Origin of the sequence: Streptomyces sp. NPDC001508, assembly GCF_040298665.1 — a bacterium.
Classification (GTDB): Bacteria; Actinomycetota; Actinomycetes; order Streptomycetales; family Streptomycetaceae; genus Streptomyces.
On sequence record NZ_JBEPAP010000084.1, the window covers coordinates 21,048 to 36,534 of the forward strand.

Annotated in this window: 8 protein-coding genes; 5 read left to right on the forward strand and 3 right to left on the reverse strand. The window is 73.9% G+C overall.

What is annotated here, in order from left to right; translation table 11 throughout:
• Nucleotides 1-484 precede the first annotated feature (484 nt).
• Both ABT245_RS41550 and ABT245_RS41555 read left to right on the forward strand, forming a co-directional pair.
• The gene (locus ABT245_RS41550; protein ID WP_351745022.1) at nt 485-2,569 is read left to right on the forward strand and encodes an asparagine synthase-related protein; all 2,085 of its coding nucleotides are present in this window, start codon (nt 485-487) and stop codon (nt 2,567-2,569) included.
• 614 nt (nt 2,570-3,183) lie between these two features.
• Nucleotides 3,184-6,510, forward strand: coding sequence for an ATP-binding protein (locus ABT245_RS41555; RefSeq protein ID WP_351745024.1), 3,327 nt, complete (start codon nt 3,184-3,186; stop codon nt 6,508-6,510).
• Here ABT245_RS41555 and ABT245_RS41560 read toward each other — a convergent pair.
• Together ABT245_RS41560 and ABT245_RS41565 are read right to left on the reverse strand one after the other, a co-directional pair.
• A complete protein-coding gene (locus tag ABT245_RS41560; RefSeq protein WP_351745027.1) occupies nt 6,497-8,509 on the reverse strand; it encodes a sigma-70 family RNA polymerase sigma factor in 2,013 nt (670 codons plus the stop codon). The genes ABT245_RS41555 and ABT245_RS41560 overlap by 14 nt on opposite strands.
• Before the next feature lie 238 nt (nt 8,510-8,747).
• Nucleotides 8,748-9,503, reverse strand: coding sequence for a TetR/AcrR family transcriptional regulator (locus tag ABT245_RS41565; protein WP_351745029.1), 756 nt, complete (start codon nt 9,501-9,503; stop codon nt 8,748-8,750).
• A gap of 378 nt (nt 9,504-9,881) precedes the next feature.
• Between ABT245_RS41565 and ABT245_RS41570 the strand changes: the two genes are divergently transcribed.
• Entirely contained in the window at nt 9,882-11,261 is a 1,380-nt protein-coding gene (locus ABT245_RS41570) for an NAD(P)/FAD-dependent oxidoreductase (RefSeq protein WP_351745031.1), read from the forward strand.
• A 132-nt stretch (nt 11,262-11,393) separates the two neighbouring features.
• Nucleotides 11,394-13,037 (forward strand): ATP-binding SpoIIE family protein phosphatase, encoded by a 1,644-nt coding sequence (locus ABT245_RS41575; protein WP_351745034.1) that lies wholly within the window; start codon nt 11,394-11,396, stop codon nt 13,035-13,037.
• 53 nt (nt 13,038-13,090) lie between these two features.
• On the opposite strand, the gene ABT245_RS41580 is transcribed toward ABT245_RS41575, so the two are convergent.
• Complete coding sequence (locus tag ABT245_RS41580; RefSeq protein ID WP_351745043.1) at nt 13,091-14,377, reverse strand: MFS transporter; 1,287 nt, start codon at nt 14,375-14,377, stop codon at nt 13,091-13,093.
• Between the two features lie 154 nt (nt 14,378-14,531).
• Here ABT245_RS41580 and ABT245_RS41585 point away from each other — a divergent pair, with 154 nt between their 5' ends.
• Nucleotides 14,532-15,098 (forward strand): MarR family winged helix-turn-helix transcriptional regulator, encoded by a 567-nt coding sequence (locus ABT245_RS41585; protein WP_351745037.1) that lies wholly within the window; start codon nt 14,532-14,534, stop codon nt 15,096-15,098.
• Nucleotides 15,099-15,487: the final 389 nt, after the last annotated feature.

Genomic DNA, 15,487 nt, shown 5'->3' on the forward strand with positions numbered 1-15,487 from the left:
CTGGGGAGCGGTTCCATGGGCGGTGCGTGGGTCGGCCCGCTGTACTGGATCCAGTGGGCTGGGGGACACCGCCACCTACATCCCCGCGGGTGGCGGACCGGTCCGGGGGGCGATGCCCGCCTCCCGGACCGTACGCTTCGCCGTGCCGCCCGTTGCGTTGCGCAGGGCCTGTACGGAGCGTGTGCGCGCCTGTCCCCGCTCCAGCGAATTGGCCGGAAATCGATCCTGTCTCCCGCAGGTGATTACCCCTCCCACCATGGGAGTTGAGGGCGCGAAGGGCGTTTTTTGGGGAGCGTTTGGGGGCGCATTCGCATCGCAACCTCCTTGCGCCGTAGAGGGGTTCGCCTCGTCACAGGCACGCGCGCGTGGTCGCGTTCCCCCGATCGAAGGCGGTGCCACCATCCCTCCGGGCCGCGTTGTTCATGGCAGCATGGGGAACCGGTTCGTACGGTGCACTGGTTGTCCACAGTCTGTGGAGGCGGCGATGCGGTGGTTGGTGGGGTGGAGCAGCACCGCGGCGGCTGCCGTCGGTCCCGGCTCCGCCGGCGCCACCGGATACGACGGCGAGACCGTGCACCCGATCGGTTCCCAGCTCCTGTGGGGCGACCCCGATCCGCTGTGGGCGGTCGGCGACTGGCGGCCCGACGAGGTGCGCGTGGTGAAGGTCGACGCGCAGAACCGCATCGCCGTCCTGGGCACCTGCGGAGCCTCCGACGAAGAACTGCGGCTCGGTCTGTTCACCGCGCGCGGGGGCGCACTGCGCCATCTGACCGCGTGGCCGGGCAGCTACACCGCCGTCGTCCAGGTCGGCCGGCGCATCACCGTCTGCGGCGATCTGGCGGGCGCCCGCCCGGTCTTCCACACCCCCTGGGCGGGCGGTACCGCCTACGCCACCGCCGCCCTGCCCCTTGCCGACCTCATCGAGGCCAACCTCGACTTCGGCCACCTCGCCGCCCTGCTCGCCGCCCCCGACGTACCGGCGGCGCTGCACGACTCGACCCCGTACGAGGGCGTGCGACGCGTTCCGCCGGGGCATGCGCTGATCCTGCGCGCCGGTGCGCGCGAGATCGCCGGGTACGAGCCGGTCGCCTCCCTCGCGGTGGCGGCGCCCACCGCCGACCCGGACAGCGCCGTGGACGCCGTGCGCGACGCGCTCGTGGAGGCCGTACGCACCCGCCTCGCCGCGCCCCGGCACGTACCCGGCATCGACCTCGACCCCGGCCCGGTGCCCGGCATGGGGCCCGCCGAACGGCGCGCCGCGCGCGGGATGCCCGTACCGGGCATCGGCGCCGACCTGTCCGGCGGCCCCGCCTCGGGCACCCTCGCGCTGCTGGCGGCCGGCCTCCCGGGCAGGCCCGGCACGCTCCTGGGTCACGGCACGGGCGCGGGCGAGCGCCTGCTGGCCGTCACCTTCAACGACCTCGCCGTCGGCGGCCGGGAGGCCGAACTGGAACGGGCCGGGACGCTCGCGGCCAACCCGCGCCTGCACCACGTGGTGGTGACCGGCGGGGAGGAACTGCTCCCGTACGCCGACCTGGACGGCCCGCTCACCGACGAACCGGGGCCGTCCCTGATCTCGGCGGCCCGCCACCGCGTGCGCCTGGCCGCGGGCAGTGCCGACCACTTCACCGGCTACGGCGCCCGGCAGGTCCTCGATGCGCACCCGGCGCGCCTCGCGGACCTGCTCATGGACCGCAAGCGGCGCCACCTGGTGCGCCCGGTCGCCGCGCTGGCCAAGGCGGACGGCTCGGTGCTGGTCCCCGCGCGCGTGTACGGCGCGGCACGGCGGCTGGCACGGACGCCGTACCGGGCCGGCCTGGAGACGCTCGCCGACCGTCTGCTGCGCCGCCGTTTCGAGGACCCCGGAGGGGCGGTCGGCGCGTCCCTGGCCGCGCTCACCTGGGCCAGACCGGGGCCGGCGGCGCGCTGGCTGACCGGGGAGGCACTGGCTGAAGTATCGGTTCTGCTTCAGGGGGCGGCGAACCGCTCCGGAGTGGGCCCCGGGCAGCGTCCCGGCGACTACCGCGCGCGTGCCGCTCTCGCCCGGCATGCCGCCGATCTGCGCGTCCTGGAACAGGCCGCCGAGGTCCGCTCCCAGCGCCTGCACGCGCCGTTCCTCGACAACCAGGTCGTGCGCGCCTGCCGCGCCCTCCCCGAGGCCCTGCGCGTCCAGCCCGGCGCCCGCGCCGAGATCCTCCGTACGGTCCTGGAGGGCGCCGGCGTCACCGGACTCCCGCCCGGCTGGGGCGCCCCCTCCCATGCTTCCGCATCCGCCGCGACCCGCACCGGCCTGCGCGTCGCCGCCGACTCGCTGATCTCCCTGTTCACGACCCCGCTGCTCGCGGAGGCCGGCCTGATCGAGGCCCGGGTGGTCCGCAAGGCACTGCGCGGGGCCGCGGCAGGCGAACCACTGCCGCTGGACGGCCTCGCCGACCTGGTCTCCCTGGAACTGTGGCTGCGCCGCCTGCTGGCCCGCCGCGGCACCTGCTGGAGCGGCACCCCCGCCCGCGCCCGCGCCGTCCCCTCCGGCATAGCCCCCAGAAGAGGAGCCCTGGCCTCCGGCGGCTGACCCCCGGCCACCCCATCCCCACGCCGGATGACCGCGACCCGTTCCCAGCAGCGTGACACGGCACCGTTTCTTGCCGGGTGAGTGGGCGCGCCCCCGGTTCTGTCCGGGCAAGACCGACACCGGTTCGTACCGGGTGCGCGGGCGCGACCCCGGTCCCAGCCGGGCAATACCGGCACTGTTTCCTGCCGAGCGCGTGGGCGCGCCCCCGGTTCTGTCCGGACAACACCGACACCGGTTCGTACCGGGTGAGTGGCCGCTACCCCGGCTCCAGGCGGGTGACACCGGCACAGTTTCTTGCCTGGTGCGTGGGCGCGGGCCTCGGATCCTGCGGAGTGCGTGGGCGCGGGCCTCGATTCCGCCGGGGGAGTGGGCGCCGGCACCGGTTCCGCCGCACGCGTGCGTACCGGCGCACCGGCCGGGAAGTCGCGCGTGTCGGTGCGGCTCGCGGCTGGGTTCATGCGCGCGGTGGGTTCCGGGGTCGGAGGGGCGCGGGTCCGCCCCGGCCCGCGTACCGGTCGCCGTACCGTTCCGGAATCCCGGTGCCGCGCGGCACCGCCCGTCGGCGTCGGTGAAACTCCCGTGCCGCCGCGGTGGGACCCGGTGACAATGGCTCGGTGCGGTACGGAATTCTGGGCGTGGCCCAAGCGACGGACGAGGCGGGCGTCGCCGTCCCCGTCGGCGGCCCCCGCCTCCGCGCGCTTCTCACCGCGCTCGCCCTGCGCCCCGGCCGTACCGCCACCTCCGAGACCCTGATCGCCGACGTCTGGGCGGACGGCCCACCGCAGGACGCCCCGGCCGCGCTCCAGGCCCTCGTCGGCCGCCTACGCCGCGCCCTCGGCAGGGCCACCGTCGCCGCGGTCCCGGGCGGCTACCGCCTCGAAGCCACCCGCGACGACATCGACCTCTTCGTCTTCGAACGCCTGGTGCGCGACGGCACCACCGCCCTGGAATCGGGCGACCCGGCCGCCGCGGAGCGCGCCCTCACCGAGGCCCTCGCCCTCTGGCGCGGCCCCGCCCTCGCCGACCTTCCCGACCGCACCGCCGCGACCCGTGCCGAGGCCCGCCACCGGGAAGCGGTCAGGACCCGGGCCGAGGCGGCACTGCGGCTCGGCCGCGCCCACGACGTCGTACCCGAACTGCGCGAGCTGACCGCGACCCACCCGTACGACGAGTCCCTGCACGCACTGCTGGTCCGCGCCCTGCGCGACACCGGCCGCGGCGCCGACGCCCTCGCCGCGTACGAGACGGCCCGCCGCACCCTCGCCGACGGCCTCGGCACCGACCCGGGCCGGGAACTCCGCGAGCTGCACCAAACGTTGCTGACCCAGAACACCCCCGAGGATGCCCCGGCCCGGCCCGCGTCCACCGCCGCCCTGCCCCAACCACCCGAGCGCGTCGGCAACATCCGCCCCCGCCTGAATTCCTTCGTCGGCCGGGAACCCGAACTGGATGCCGTTCGTTTCGAATTGCACAGGGCCCGCCTCGTCACCCTCACCGGACCGGGCGGCTCGGGAAAGACCCGTCTCGCCGAGGAAGCCGCCGCCGGGCTTCCGCAGGCATGGCTGGTCGAGCTGGCCCCGCTCGACCGGCCGGAGGCGGTGCCAGGCGCGGTGGTCAGCGCGCTCGGTCTGCGCGAGACCGTGCTCATGACCAACGAGCTGGCGGCCCCGCAGGGCGACCCTGTGGCCCTGCTCGTCGAGTACTGCGCCCCGCGCAGCGAACTCCTGATCCTTGACAACTGCGAACATGTCATCGGCGCGGTCGCCGCCCTCGCCGAGACGCTGCTCACCCACTGCCCGGGACTCACGATCCTCGCCACCAGCCGTGAACCCCTGGGTGTCCCCGGTGAGTCGGTGCGCCCGGTCGAGCCCCTCGCCCCCGAGCAGGCGCGCCGCCTCTTCGCGGAGCGCGCGACCGCGGTCCGTCCCGACGCGGCCGACGCGCTCCGGGACGAGGAAGCGGTCGGCGAGATCTGCCGGCGCCTCGACGGCCTGCCCCTCGCCATCGAGCTGGCCGCCGCCCGGCTGCGGCTGCTGACGCCCCGGCAGATCGCCGACCGCCTCGACGACCGCTTCCGCCTGCTCACCTCCGGAAGCCGCACGGCCCTGCCTCGCCAGCAGACCCTGCGCGCCGTCGTGGACTGGTCCTGGGATCTGCTGGACGAGCGGGAGCGTACGACGCTGCGCGAGGTGTCGGTGTTCGCCGGCGGCTGGGACCTCGCGGCGGCCGAGGCCGTGTGCACGGGCCCCGCCGCCGACCTGGTCGGGGCGCTCGTCGACAAGTCCCTGATCGTGGCAGCCCCCACCGGCCGGGACGGCACCGGCCCCATGCGGTACCGCATGCTGGAGACCATCCACGAGTACGCGGCCGAGCGCGCGGCCGAGTCCCCCGAGCGGCGCGCGGCGGTCGAACGGCGGCACCGCGCGTGGGTGCGCGCACTGGTCGAGCGGGCCGAGCCGCTGCTGCGCTCGGCGGGGCAACTCCCGTGGATCGACCGTCTGGAGAGCGAGCACGACAACATCCGCGCGGCGCTCGGGCGCGCGGTGCGCGACGGCCACGAGGACGACGCCGGGGCGATCGCCCTCGCCGTCGGCTGGTTCTGGTGGCTGCGCAACCACCGCCTGGAGGGGGCGCAGTGGCTGCGGCTGGTACTGCGGCTGGGGGTCGCCCTGGACGCCGTCACCGACGGCGCCCCGGCCGCCGGACTGCCCCTGCTGGTCGAGCGCGCCGACCCGGTGGGCGCCTTCCTCGCCGACCCCGACGCGGCGGCCCGGCATCCGCGGCACACCCTGCGCATGGACCTGCGGATGATGTACCTGTTCCTGGTCTCCGAGTCCGGTGCCCCGGACCTCGCCGCGGACGACCGGACCCCCGCCTACGTCGCCCGGGTGCGGGACGCCTTCCGGCACGGCGGTCCCAGGGCGGCCCGGATGCCGGGCCTCGCGTGGCCGCTGACCGCGTCCTACGCGGACGCCCCGGCCGACGCGCGCCCCACGATGGACGCGGTGGTGGCCAACTGCCGTGCGTACGGCGGCGACTGGGAGCTGGGCGTCGCCCTGATGCTCCGCACCCACATGGTCGTCGACTCGCCCGGAAACCTGCGCGGCGTCGATGACGACCTGGCGGAGCTGCGGGTCCTCAGCCGTCGCGTGGGCGACCGCTGGATACGTGCCCAGGTGTGCGGCGTGGCCGGGGAGGCGGCCATGGCCCGGGGCCGGTTCGAGGAGGCCAGAAGCGAGTACGAGGAGGCGCTGCGGCTCGCCCACGAGGTGGGCGCCTGGGCCGAGTCGCCCTTCCTCGTGTCCCGGCTCGCCGAGGTCGCCTACCGCTCCGGCGACCGGGCGCGCGCCCTGGCCGCCCTGGACGAGGCCGAGGAGAGCGCCGAACGGTACGGGGTGGCGGACGCGCGGGCGTTCGCTCTCATGCAGCGGGCGCACATCGCACTGGACGACGACGACATCGCCCGCGCCCGCCGGCTGTGCGACGCGGCCCGCGCAGCGGCGGTCCGCGGCACCCCGCCGCCGCAGTTCACGGCGGCGCTGAGCGCGCTCGACGTTCTGGTCACCGCGCGGGAGTGGGGTCCTGGGCGCGCGCTGCCGCTCGTGGCCGACGCACTGCGGGAGGCCGCGGCCCAGGGGTGCGCCGAGACGGTCACGGCGGGCCTCGCGGACATCGGGGCACAACTGGTGGCCGCCCTCGGTGATCTGCCGGGCGCGGTCCGGCTGCTCGCCGCCGGCGACCACTGGCGGGCGGGCCGTCCCCGCCCCGTGCCGGAGCGCACCCGCGCCGAGCGGATCGAGTCCGCCGCCCTGGCGGGTCTGTCTCCGGGCCGCTGCGCTGCCGAGCGCGCCCGCGGCGCGTCCCTGACCGTGGACGACGTCCTGGAGCAGCTCCGGGCGGGGAGCACCGTCACGGGGCCGCCCGCCCCTACTGGCAGGTGAACTTGGAGTCCGCCCAGTCCGCCAGCGCCAGGCCGTCCAAGGCGCCGTTGTGCGGCTCGACCACCAGCCGCACGGTCTCGCGCCCGGTCAGGTTCACATGCACGGGGACGGCCGGGGCACTGCCCTTGACCGCCCCGGACTTCCACAGCCGCACGCCGTCGGCGTACACGGAGAAGTAGACCTTGCCGAGGCCCAGGGTCAGGTCGTCCACGCCGGCCGTCGCGACGAAGGCCGAGCACGCGCGGTTGAGGTCGATGGTGACGGAGGACCTGCCGTGCACGGTGACGCCCTGCGTGTACCAGCGGTGGTCGATGGACAAGCCGGACCGCTGCCACACCCAGCTGCTCCCGGCCAGCCGCATCTCCGGTTCGGTGCCGTCGCCGGTGATGTCGTAGCGCAGCTTGCTCAACCGGTAGACCGTCGACGCGGGCGGCGGAGCGGGCGCGGAGGTCGGCGTCGGCGTCGGTGACGAGGTACGGGGCGGCGTCGGGGCGGAGGTCGGCGTCGGTTCGGCGGTGCGCGTGGGCCGCGGGGTCTGGGCCGGTGCGGGGTTCGGCTTCGGCGTCGGCGACGAGGTGGGCCTCGGGGCGGACCCATCGGGCGACGTCGGCGTCGGGGCCGGGGTCGGCCGGAGACCGGAGACCGGGTCGTTCGGCGCGGGCTTGTCCCCGGGCGGGGCCGGGACGGGCGTCGGCGGCTCCGGCCCCGACGCCGACAGGGACGGCGATGCCGACGGCTTGGCCACGTCCTTGGCCGGCTCGCTGTCGTTCACCAGGGCGAGCGCCACCACGGCGACGGCGACCGCCACCACACCCGCCGCGATACCGGCCTTGATCGGCCCGCTCACCCCCTTCGAGACCGCCGAGCCACCGCCCGCGGCACTGCCCGAGCCACCGCCCGACGAGCCACCGCCCGCGGCACTGCCCGAGCCACCGCCCGACGAGCCACCGCCCGCCGCCGCGGCCGTGCCCGCCGCACCCACCCCGGCGCCACCGGCGATGAGCCCGAGCGCCTTGGCGTACCCGGCGGCGCCGAACCAGCCGATGACCGCGACCGGGACGACGGCGGGGATGCCGGCGGCCACCTCCTCGATCTGCGCGGCGGCCAGCCGGCACTTGGCGCACTCCTCCAGATGCTTGCGCAGCCCACGCTCGGCGCGCAGGCGCAGCTTGCGCCGGGCGTAGGTGCCGAGCTGGTCGGCGTAGCGGGCGCACTTCTCGTCGTCGGCGAGAGCGGCGCTGACATGGGCCTGGAGGTAGGCCTGCTTGAGGCCTTCACGGGCGCGGCTCGCGAGCACGCGCGTGCCGTTGGCGTCCAGCCCGAACAGGGTGGCGACGTCGCTCGGCGACTCGTCCTCCACCTCGGTGTGCCACAGCACGGCCTGCCACCGCTCGGGCAGCGAGCGGAACGCCTGCATGGCCATGGACTGCTCGGCCTCGTGCATCGCCCGCACATCGGCGCCGAGGTCCACGGTGCCGTCGCCGGACACCTCGGAGGTCCGCGCCGCCTGGGCCGCGAACACCGCGAAGTCGTCGACCAGTTGCTCACGCCGGGCGGAGTTCGTCCAGTGCGCGGCGACCCGCCGGACGGAGGTGAGCAGATAAGCGCGTACGGCGTGTTCGGGCCCCGAGCCGCCGCGCACCGCCTGCAGCATGCGGGCGAAGACCTCCGCGGTCAGGTCTTCCGCGGTGTGCGCGTCGCGGCAGCAGGTGCGGGCGTAGCGGCGCACCGCGTCGGCGTGCCTGCGATACAGCTCCTCGTAGGCGCTGTCGTCACCCGAGCGCATCCGCGCGATGAGTTCGCCGTCGGCCGGCGGCAGCTCGCGCGGCGGCGGGTCGCTGCCCTCGCGCTGTGCCGGTACCCCACCGTCCACCGGGCCGACGGGCCCGGACGGCGGGCCGTCCGCCCGGCCGCCCTGGCTCGGCACCTGCGGCGCGGTCAGCCCCTCCGGCTCCGTGCCCCCGGCACCACGCGACTCGTCCCGCCCCTCAACGCTCATCGTGGAAAGCCCCCGAAGCTGGCCCAGCCGACCCCATCACCGGGTCAGAGTGCCACACCTGCTCATGTTCGGGCCCACCGGTGCGCGGCATCCACTCGTCCGAGCGGACTTGGCGCCCGGCCGTGCTGACGGTCACCCGGCCGGAAAGGGCTCAACTGACCTATTCCGACCGGAACTTGATCTCCCATAACGCGCCCCGCTCGACCGCTTGTCTCCCCGCTGTCAGCGGGTGTCGCCCTCACACGGGCCGCGACCGCAGCCCCTCCAGCAGGATGTCCAGCAGCCGTGACGAGGCCGCCGCCTGCTGGGCCGCGTCCGGCAGCGAGGGCGCCGCCGTGGCGATCACCAGCAGGACGTCCGACACCGACACGTCCGGCCGCAGCTCGCCCGCCGCGCGCGCCCGCTCCACGAGCTGGCCCACCACGTCGAGCAGCGCTGCCGCCCCCGCGTCATCGGCGACCGTCTGCTCCTCCGGCACCAGCCGCAGCTCGGCCGTGCCCGGCTGGATCCGCTGCTGCGGCACCCGCGCGTCGCCGGCCCCGAGACCGGCGTCGGCCGGCACCCCGACCTGGAGCACCTGCGGCGGCAGCAGCCGTCCCGCGCCCGAGGCCACCGAGGTGCGCAGGAAGCGCGACAGCGCCGACCACGGCTCGTCCTCCTGCCCGAGCGCCGCCCGCGCCTGGTCGGTCAGCCGGGACGTTTCCTCCTCGGCTATCCGCCGGACCAGGACGTCCTTGCTCGGGAAGCGCCGGTACACCGTGCCGACGCCTACCCGCGCCCGCCGTGCCACGTCCTCCATCGGCGCGCCGTACCCCAGCTCGCCGAAGACCTCACGGGCCGCACGCAGCACGTGCTCCAGATTGCGCTGTGCGTCCACCCGCAGCGGCGTCGTCCGCGGCCCCTCGGCGCGTCCGTCACCCGTCGCGGCCCCGACCGGCCCGGCACCGGGCGCGACGGCGGACGCTGATGACCAATGCGTGTCCTGAATATGCATAAGCGTTCCCCCGGTTAATGACGTCTCCCCCCGGAGACTCCCCGCCACTGAATTCCGAAGTGTCCGGAACGGGCGCCGTGCCACGACCGCGACCGCCCGTCGCGGCCCCGCTCGACCACATCCCCTACACCCCGTGCACACGAACATAGTTGAGCGGGAGTCAATTCAGAAGGGGCAGGTTCCGCACGGAGCGCCCCCCGATCGGAGTACGGGGCACATTCATCCCGATTACGCACCCCCGCGCCCTCCCGACCGCCCCCGCTGACCTGCCCGCTTGTTCCCCGCGCCGGCGCCCGGGTCGCGCGCGGGCGCACAGAACCGCCGGTCACACAAATTGCCGGGGCTGTGGACAAACACCAGTGCCGGGTGCGTCATGGGATGGTGAAGGAACGTGCGCGCATTCTCGTTGTCGGCGGCGGCTACGTCGGGATGTACACGGCCCTGCGTCTGCAACGGAAGCTGAAACGGGAGCTCAGGCAGGGTGACGTGGAGATCACCGTCGTCACGCCCGACCCCTACATGACGTACCAGCCGTTCCTGCCCGAGGCGGCCGCCGGTTCGATCTCCCCTCGGCATGTCGTCGTACCGCTGCGCCGCGTTCTGGACCGGTGCCATGTCATCGTCGGCGAGGCGACCGCCATCGACCACACGAAGCGCACCGCGACCCTCACCACCCTCGCCACCGAGGAGGAGGGCGGCGGCCCCGACCACCTCGACTACGACGAACTCGTCCTCGCCCCCGGCTCGGTCCCCCGCACCCTGCCCATCCCCGGTCTCGCCGAGCACGGCGTCGGCTTCAAGACCGTCGAGGAGGCCATCGGCCTGCGCAACCACGTCATCGAGCAGATGGACATCGCCTCCTCCACCCGCGATCCGGCCATCCGCGACGCCGCCCTCACCTTCGTCTTCGTCGGCGGCGGCTACGCAGGCGTCGAGGCGCTCGCCGAGCTGGAGGACATGGCCCGCTACGCCACGCGCTACTACCACAACCTTGGGCCCGAGGACATGAAGTGGATCCTCGTGGAGGCATCCGACCGCATCCTCCCCGAGGTCGGCGCGGAGCTGGGCCGCTACACCGTCACCGAACTGCGCCGCCGCAACATCCAGGTGCTCCTTGAGACCCGCCTCGAATCCTGCGCCGGCCGAGTCGCCGCACTGAGTGACGGCCAGCGCCTGCCGACCCGCACGGTCGTGTGGACCGCGGGCGTCAAACCTCACCCGCTCCTCCACTCCACCGACCTCCCGCTCACCGGGCGCGGCCGGCTGAAGTGCACCGCCCAGCTGCGCATCGACGGCGCCGACCACGCGTGGGCCGCCGGCGACGCGGCATCCGTACCCGACCTCACCGCGGACGCGCCCGGCGCCGAGACGGCCCCCAACGCCCAGCACGCGGTCCGCCAGGCCAGGCTCATCGGCGACAACATCGTCCACACCCTGCGCGGCGAACCCCCTAAGACGTATGCGCACAAATACGTCGGATCCGTCGCCTCCCTCGGACTGCACAAGGGCGTCGCCCAGATCTACGGGCGCAGGCTGAAGGGCTACCCTGCCTGGTTCATGCACCGCGTCTACCACCTCAGCAGGGTGCCCACCGTCAACCGAAAGGCCCGGGTGCTCGCCGAATGGACCCTCTCCGGGCTCTTCAAACGAGAGATCGTCTCCCTCGGATCGCTCGAACATCCCCGAGCGGAGTTCGAACTCGCGGCCGGTGGAAAGCCTCATTCCGACCCCACGGACGACCCGAAGGGGTCGATCTGACCGGACCGAGGAACTCCACGGCCCGCCCCGGCGTCTGACGGATGTCGCCGCGGTCCGCAGACACTGCCAGACTGCCCCACGACCTCGGACGGGCACCCGCCCGTCCTCAGCACCCACGAGGCTTTTTCCCAAGTGAACTTCACGCGCTGGAGCGCCCGGCTCCCCGGAACGCAGCGCCGCGCGGCAGCGCGGACCGAGCACGCGGTCCCCCCGGACCGGCGGGGGGAAGGCTCCGTGCCCGCGGCCCGCGCCGAACAGCTGACCGACGGTGCGATCCCCGTGCCCCCCGTCGATGAACTCGCCGCACGCGAGGTCCTCGACCGCGTCCCGGCCCTCGTCGCCCTGGTGCACGGCAGCGACCACCGCATCGCCTACGTCAACGACGCCTACGTAGCGGCCTTCGGGGTGCGGTCCCCGGGCGAACCGGCCCGCGAAGCCCTCCCGGAACTGGCCGAACTGGGCCTGCTGCCCCTCCTCGACCAGGTCCTGCGCAGCGGCAAGCCCCGCACGCTCAAGTCCCGCAAGGCCGTCGACGGCCGCTCCTACACCTTCACCTGCACCCCCGCCGCGGAGAACGGCGACGGCGCGGGCGTGCTCGTGTTCGCCACCGACGTCACCGACCACGCCGAGGCCGCCGAACGCCTCCGCGCCAGCGAACGCCGCCAGCGCGAGACCGCGGTGACCCTGCAGTGCTCGCTCCTCCCGCAGGAACTGGAGCAACCCGACGACCTGCGCATCGCGGCCACCTACCAGCCCGGCGGCACGGAGGCAGCCGTCGGCGGCGACTGGTACGACGTCATCACCCTGGGCGGCGGCCGCACGGCCCTGGTGATCGGCGACGTGATGGGCCGAGGGGTGCGGGCGGCGGCGGTGATGGGCCAGCTGCGCACGGCGGTCCGCGCCTACGCCCGCCTCGACCTGCCCCCGCACGAGGTACTCCAGCTCCTCGACGGCCTCGCCACCGAGATCGACGCCAACCAGATCGCCACGTGCGCCTACGCCGTCCACGACCCGAACGAGGGCCGGCTGGTGTACGCCTCGGCCGGACATCTCCCCATCCTGGTCCGCGACGAGAGCGGTACGGTGCTGCGCACCGACGAACCGACCGGCCCTCCGCTCGGCACCGGCGGCTGGATCCACGCCTCCGGCTCGGTCCCGCTGGGCCCCGGCTCCACGGCGGTCCTCTACACGGACGGGCTGGTCGAGCGCCGGGACGCGGACCTGGACGAAGGAATCGCGGCCCTGGAACACGCCCTGGCCGGCGCCACCGGCACCCCCCAGGTGATCTGCGACCGCCTGGTCCGCTCGGCCGGCCTCACCGCCGACCACGACGACGACGTCGCCGTTCTGGTCCTCCAGCACCCCGCACGCACCGGCGCTGACGGCGAACTCTTCCGCAACGCCGCCCTGGAACTGCTCGGCGGCATGGAAGCGGCACCACGCGCGCGTGCCTTCGCCTCCGGCGTCCTCACGAGCTGGCGCTTTCCCGCCGACCTGCACGACCTGGGCGTCCTGGCGGCCAGCGAACTGGTCGCCAACTCCCTCCAGCACGGCACCCCGCCCATGCGCCTGCGGCTGCGCCGCACCGACCGCCGCCTCATCGTGGAGGTCACCGACGGCGACGACCACCTCCCCAGGCGCCGCCGCGCGGAACCCGGGGACGAGTCGGGCCGGGGCATCGCCATCGTGGCGACGATCGCCTCCACCTGGGGGTCACGCAGAACCCCGGGCGGCGGAAAGGCGGTCTGGTGCGAGTTCCTACTGCCCCGCCCCTGAACCGGCCGCGGCCCTGAGCCGCCGTGACCGCCGTCCCGCGGCGGCCACGATGCTCAGACGCCGGACGGGCTGGTCCGCGCCGATTCGCGCGGACCGGCACCCCGGGCCACCACCAGGCTCCGCGCGGCGAGCCCCGGCCGGTCCTGCGCCTGTGTGAGCCCCCGCCCGAGCCGCACCGCGAGCACCGTGATCCCCAACGAGAACAGCAGGAAAGTCACCACGTACGGCGCGTGCAACGACGCCGCCATCGGCCCGCCCACCGCCGGCCCGACCGCCAGCGCGAGCTGTTTCACCAGGGCGAAGGCCGAGTTGTACTGCCCGGCCATCCCCTCCGGCGCGAGATCGGCCACCAGCGGCGCGACGGTCGGCGACAGCATCGCCTCACCCAGCCCGAACAGGGCGTACGTCGACACGAAGGCGGCCGTGGCCATCTCCTGGCTGCCGTGCCCCAGTCCCGCGTACCCCGCCACGACCCACGCCACGGCCCAGATCAGCCCGACTGCGGCGATCACCCGGGACCGCCTGCGCCGCTCCACGAACCTCAGCACGGCGAACTGCGCCACCACGATCACCGCCGTGTTCGCGGCCAGCGCCGTGCCCAGCGCGGACGTCGAGATCCCGGCGGCCTCCACCCCGTAGGCGCTCAGCCCCGACTCGAACTGCCCGTAGCAGGCGAAGAACAACACGAAGCCCAGCACGCACAACTGCACCATCGCCCGGTTCTCCAGCAACTGCTTCCAGCTGCCCCGCGCCGACACCCCCGGCGCATCGCCGATGGTCGGCGCATGCGGCATCCGCACCGTCGACAGCACCACGACCAGCAGCAGGAACATCGCCGCCTCGATCGCGAACAGCAGCGTGAAGGACGACACGCGCGTGGTGTCGACGAGATGGCCGCCGATGAGCCCGCCGACGCCGAGCCCCAGGTTCTGCAGGAAGAACTGCGTCGCGAACGCCCGCGACCGCGTCTCGGACGTCGAGCAGTCCACGATCATCGTCGCCAGCGACGGCTGCATCACGGCCTGCCCGGCCCCGAGCGCGGTGGCCGCGACCAGCACCGCCGCCGCGTTCGCCGCGAGCCCCAGGCCCAGCGCCCCCAGAGCGGCCGTGACCAGGGCGGCGAGCAGAACCGGCAGCGGGCCGCGCCGCACGATCGCCCGGCCGGCGAACGGCAGCACCAGCAGCGCGGCCACGGCGAAGACGGCGAGGACCATCCCCGCCGTCATGGCACCGAGGCCCCGCACCTGCGCCACATAGACATACAGATAGGGAACGGTGAAACCGAGCCCGAACGCGCTGAGTGCGTTGCCCACGTGGATCCGGCGCATCGCTGCGCCCATCGCCCTGGTCACGTTCACCTCTCTCAAGTCGTAGGAGTCGATCGACCGAAGCAGCCAGCCGTTACAACTGAAGACTTCGAAGATAAATTTCAAAGCTAAAGGCTACACCTCGAAGGACTTCAAGCCCAAGCCACACCGTGCGATACTGCGGAGCATGGGCGAGACCTCCGACACCAGCGGCACGGCCATCGGCAGCGAGCCGAGCCTCGAAGAGCAGATCGCCGCCTACCAGCGCGAGTTCCAGGACCTCGACCCCCAGGTCGAGAAGGTCGTCTCGGCGCTGTCCCGCCTCAACCGCCGGATGAACGTCGCCTACGGCCGTCAGACCGCCGCCCTCGGCATAAGCAACGCCGAGTGGGAGGTCCTCAAGGCCCTCGTCCTGTCTGGCGCCCCCTACCGCATGGGTCCGAGCGACCTCGCGAAGCGACTCGGCCTGACGCCGGCCGCGATGACCCATCGCATCGACCGCATGGTGACGGAGGGCCTTGTCACCCGGGAGCGGGACGAGCAGAACCGCGTCCGGGTGATCGTGGAGCTGACCCCCGAGGGTCGCGGGAAGTGGCTGGAGGCCATGCGTCTCGCCTCGGTCTTCGAGGAGGACCTGCTCCAGGACCTGACGACGGAGGAACGCGGAGTGCTGGGCGAGGTGCTGACCCGCCTCCTGCGCAGGGTGGAGCACGCCCAGCCGGACGCCGGCGGACGCCTCAGCGACCTGGACTAAAAGATCTTGACAGGGGGTGTTGACAGCCCCCTGCCCGCCCCGTAGTGTTCTTCGGGTTGCCGCGGGGACGTAACAGTCCCGCGACACCTCCCGCCGCAGCAGCGGCACCAAACCACAAGCACGATCTCCCGAACGGGTGGATTTCGGCGTGCCCGAATTCCTTATCGACTCGTTTCCCGGGACTCGGCGGCACCGCTCGGGCCGAAAGGCCCGACTGGGAATCGCCGAGAGAATCCGCTAAGGTTTGGAACGTCGGAACGGCCCAACGGCCGGGAAGACAAACCCCCTCTGACGGGGAATCAGGCTCCGAAAGGATCTGATAGAGTCGGAAACACCGAAGGGAAGCGCCCGGAGGAAAGCCCGAGAGGGTGAGTACGAAGGAAGCGTCC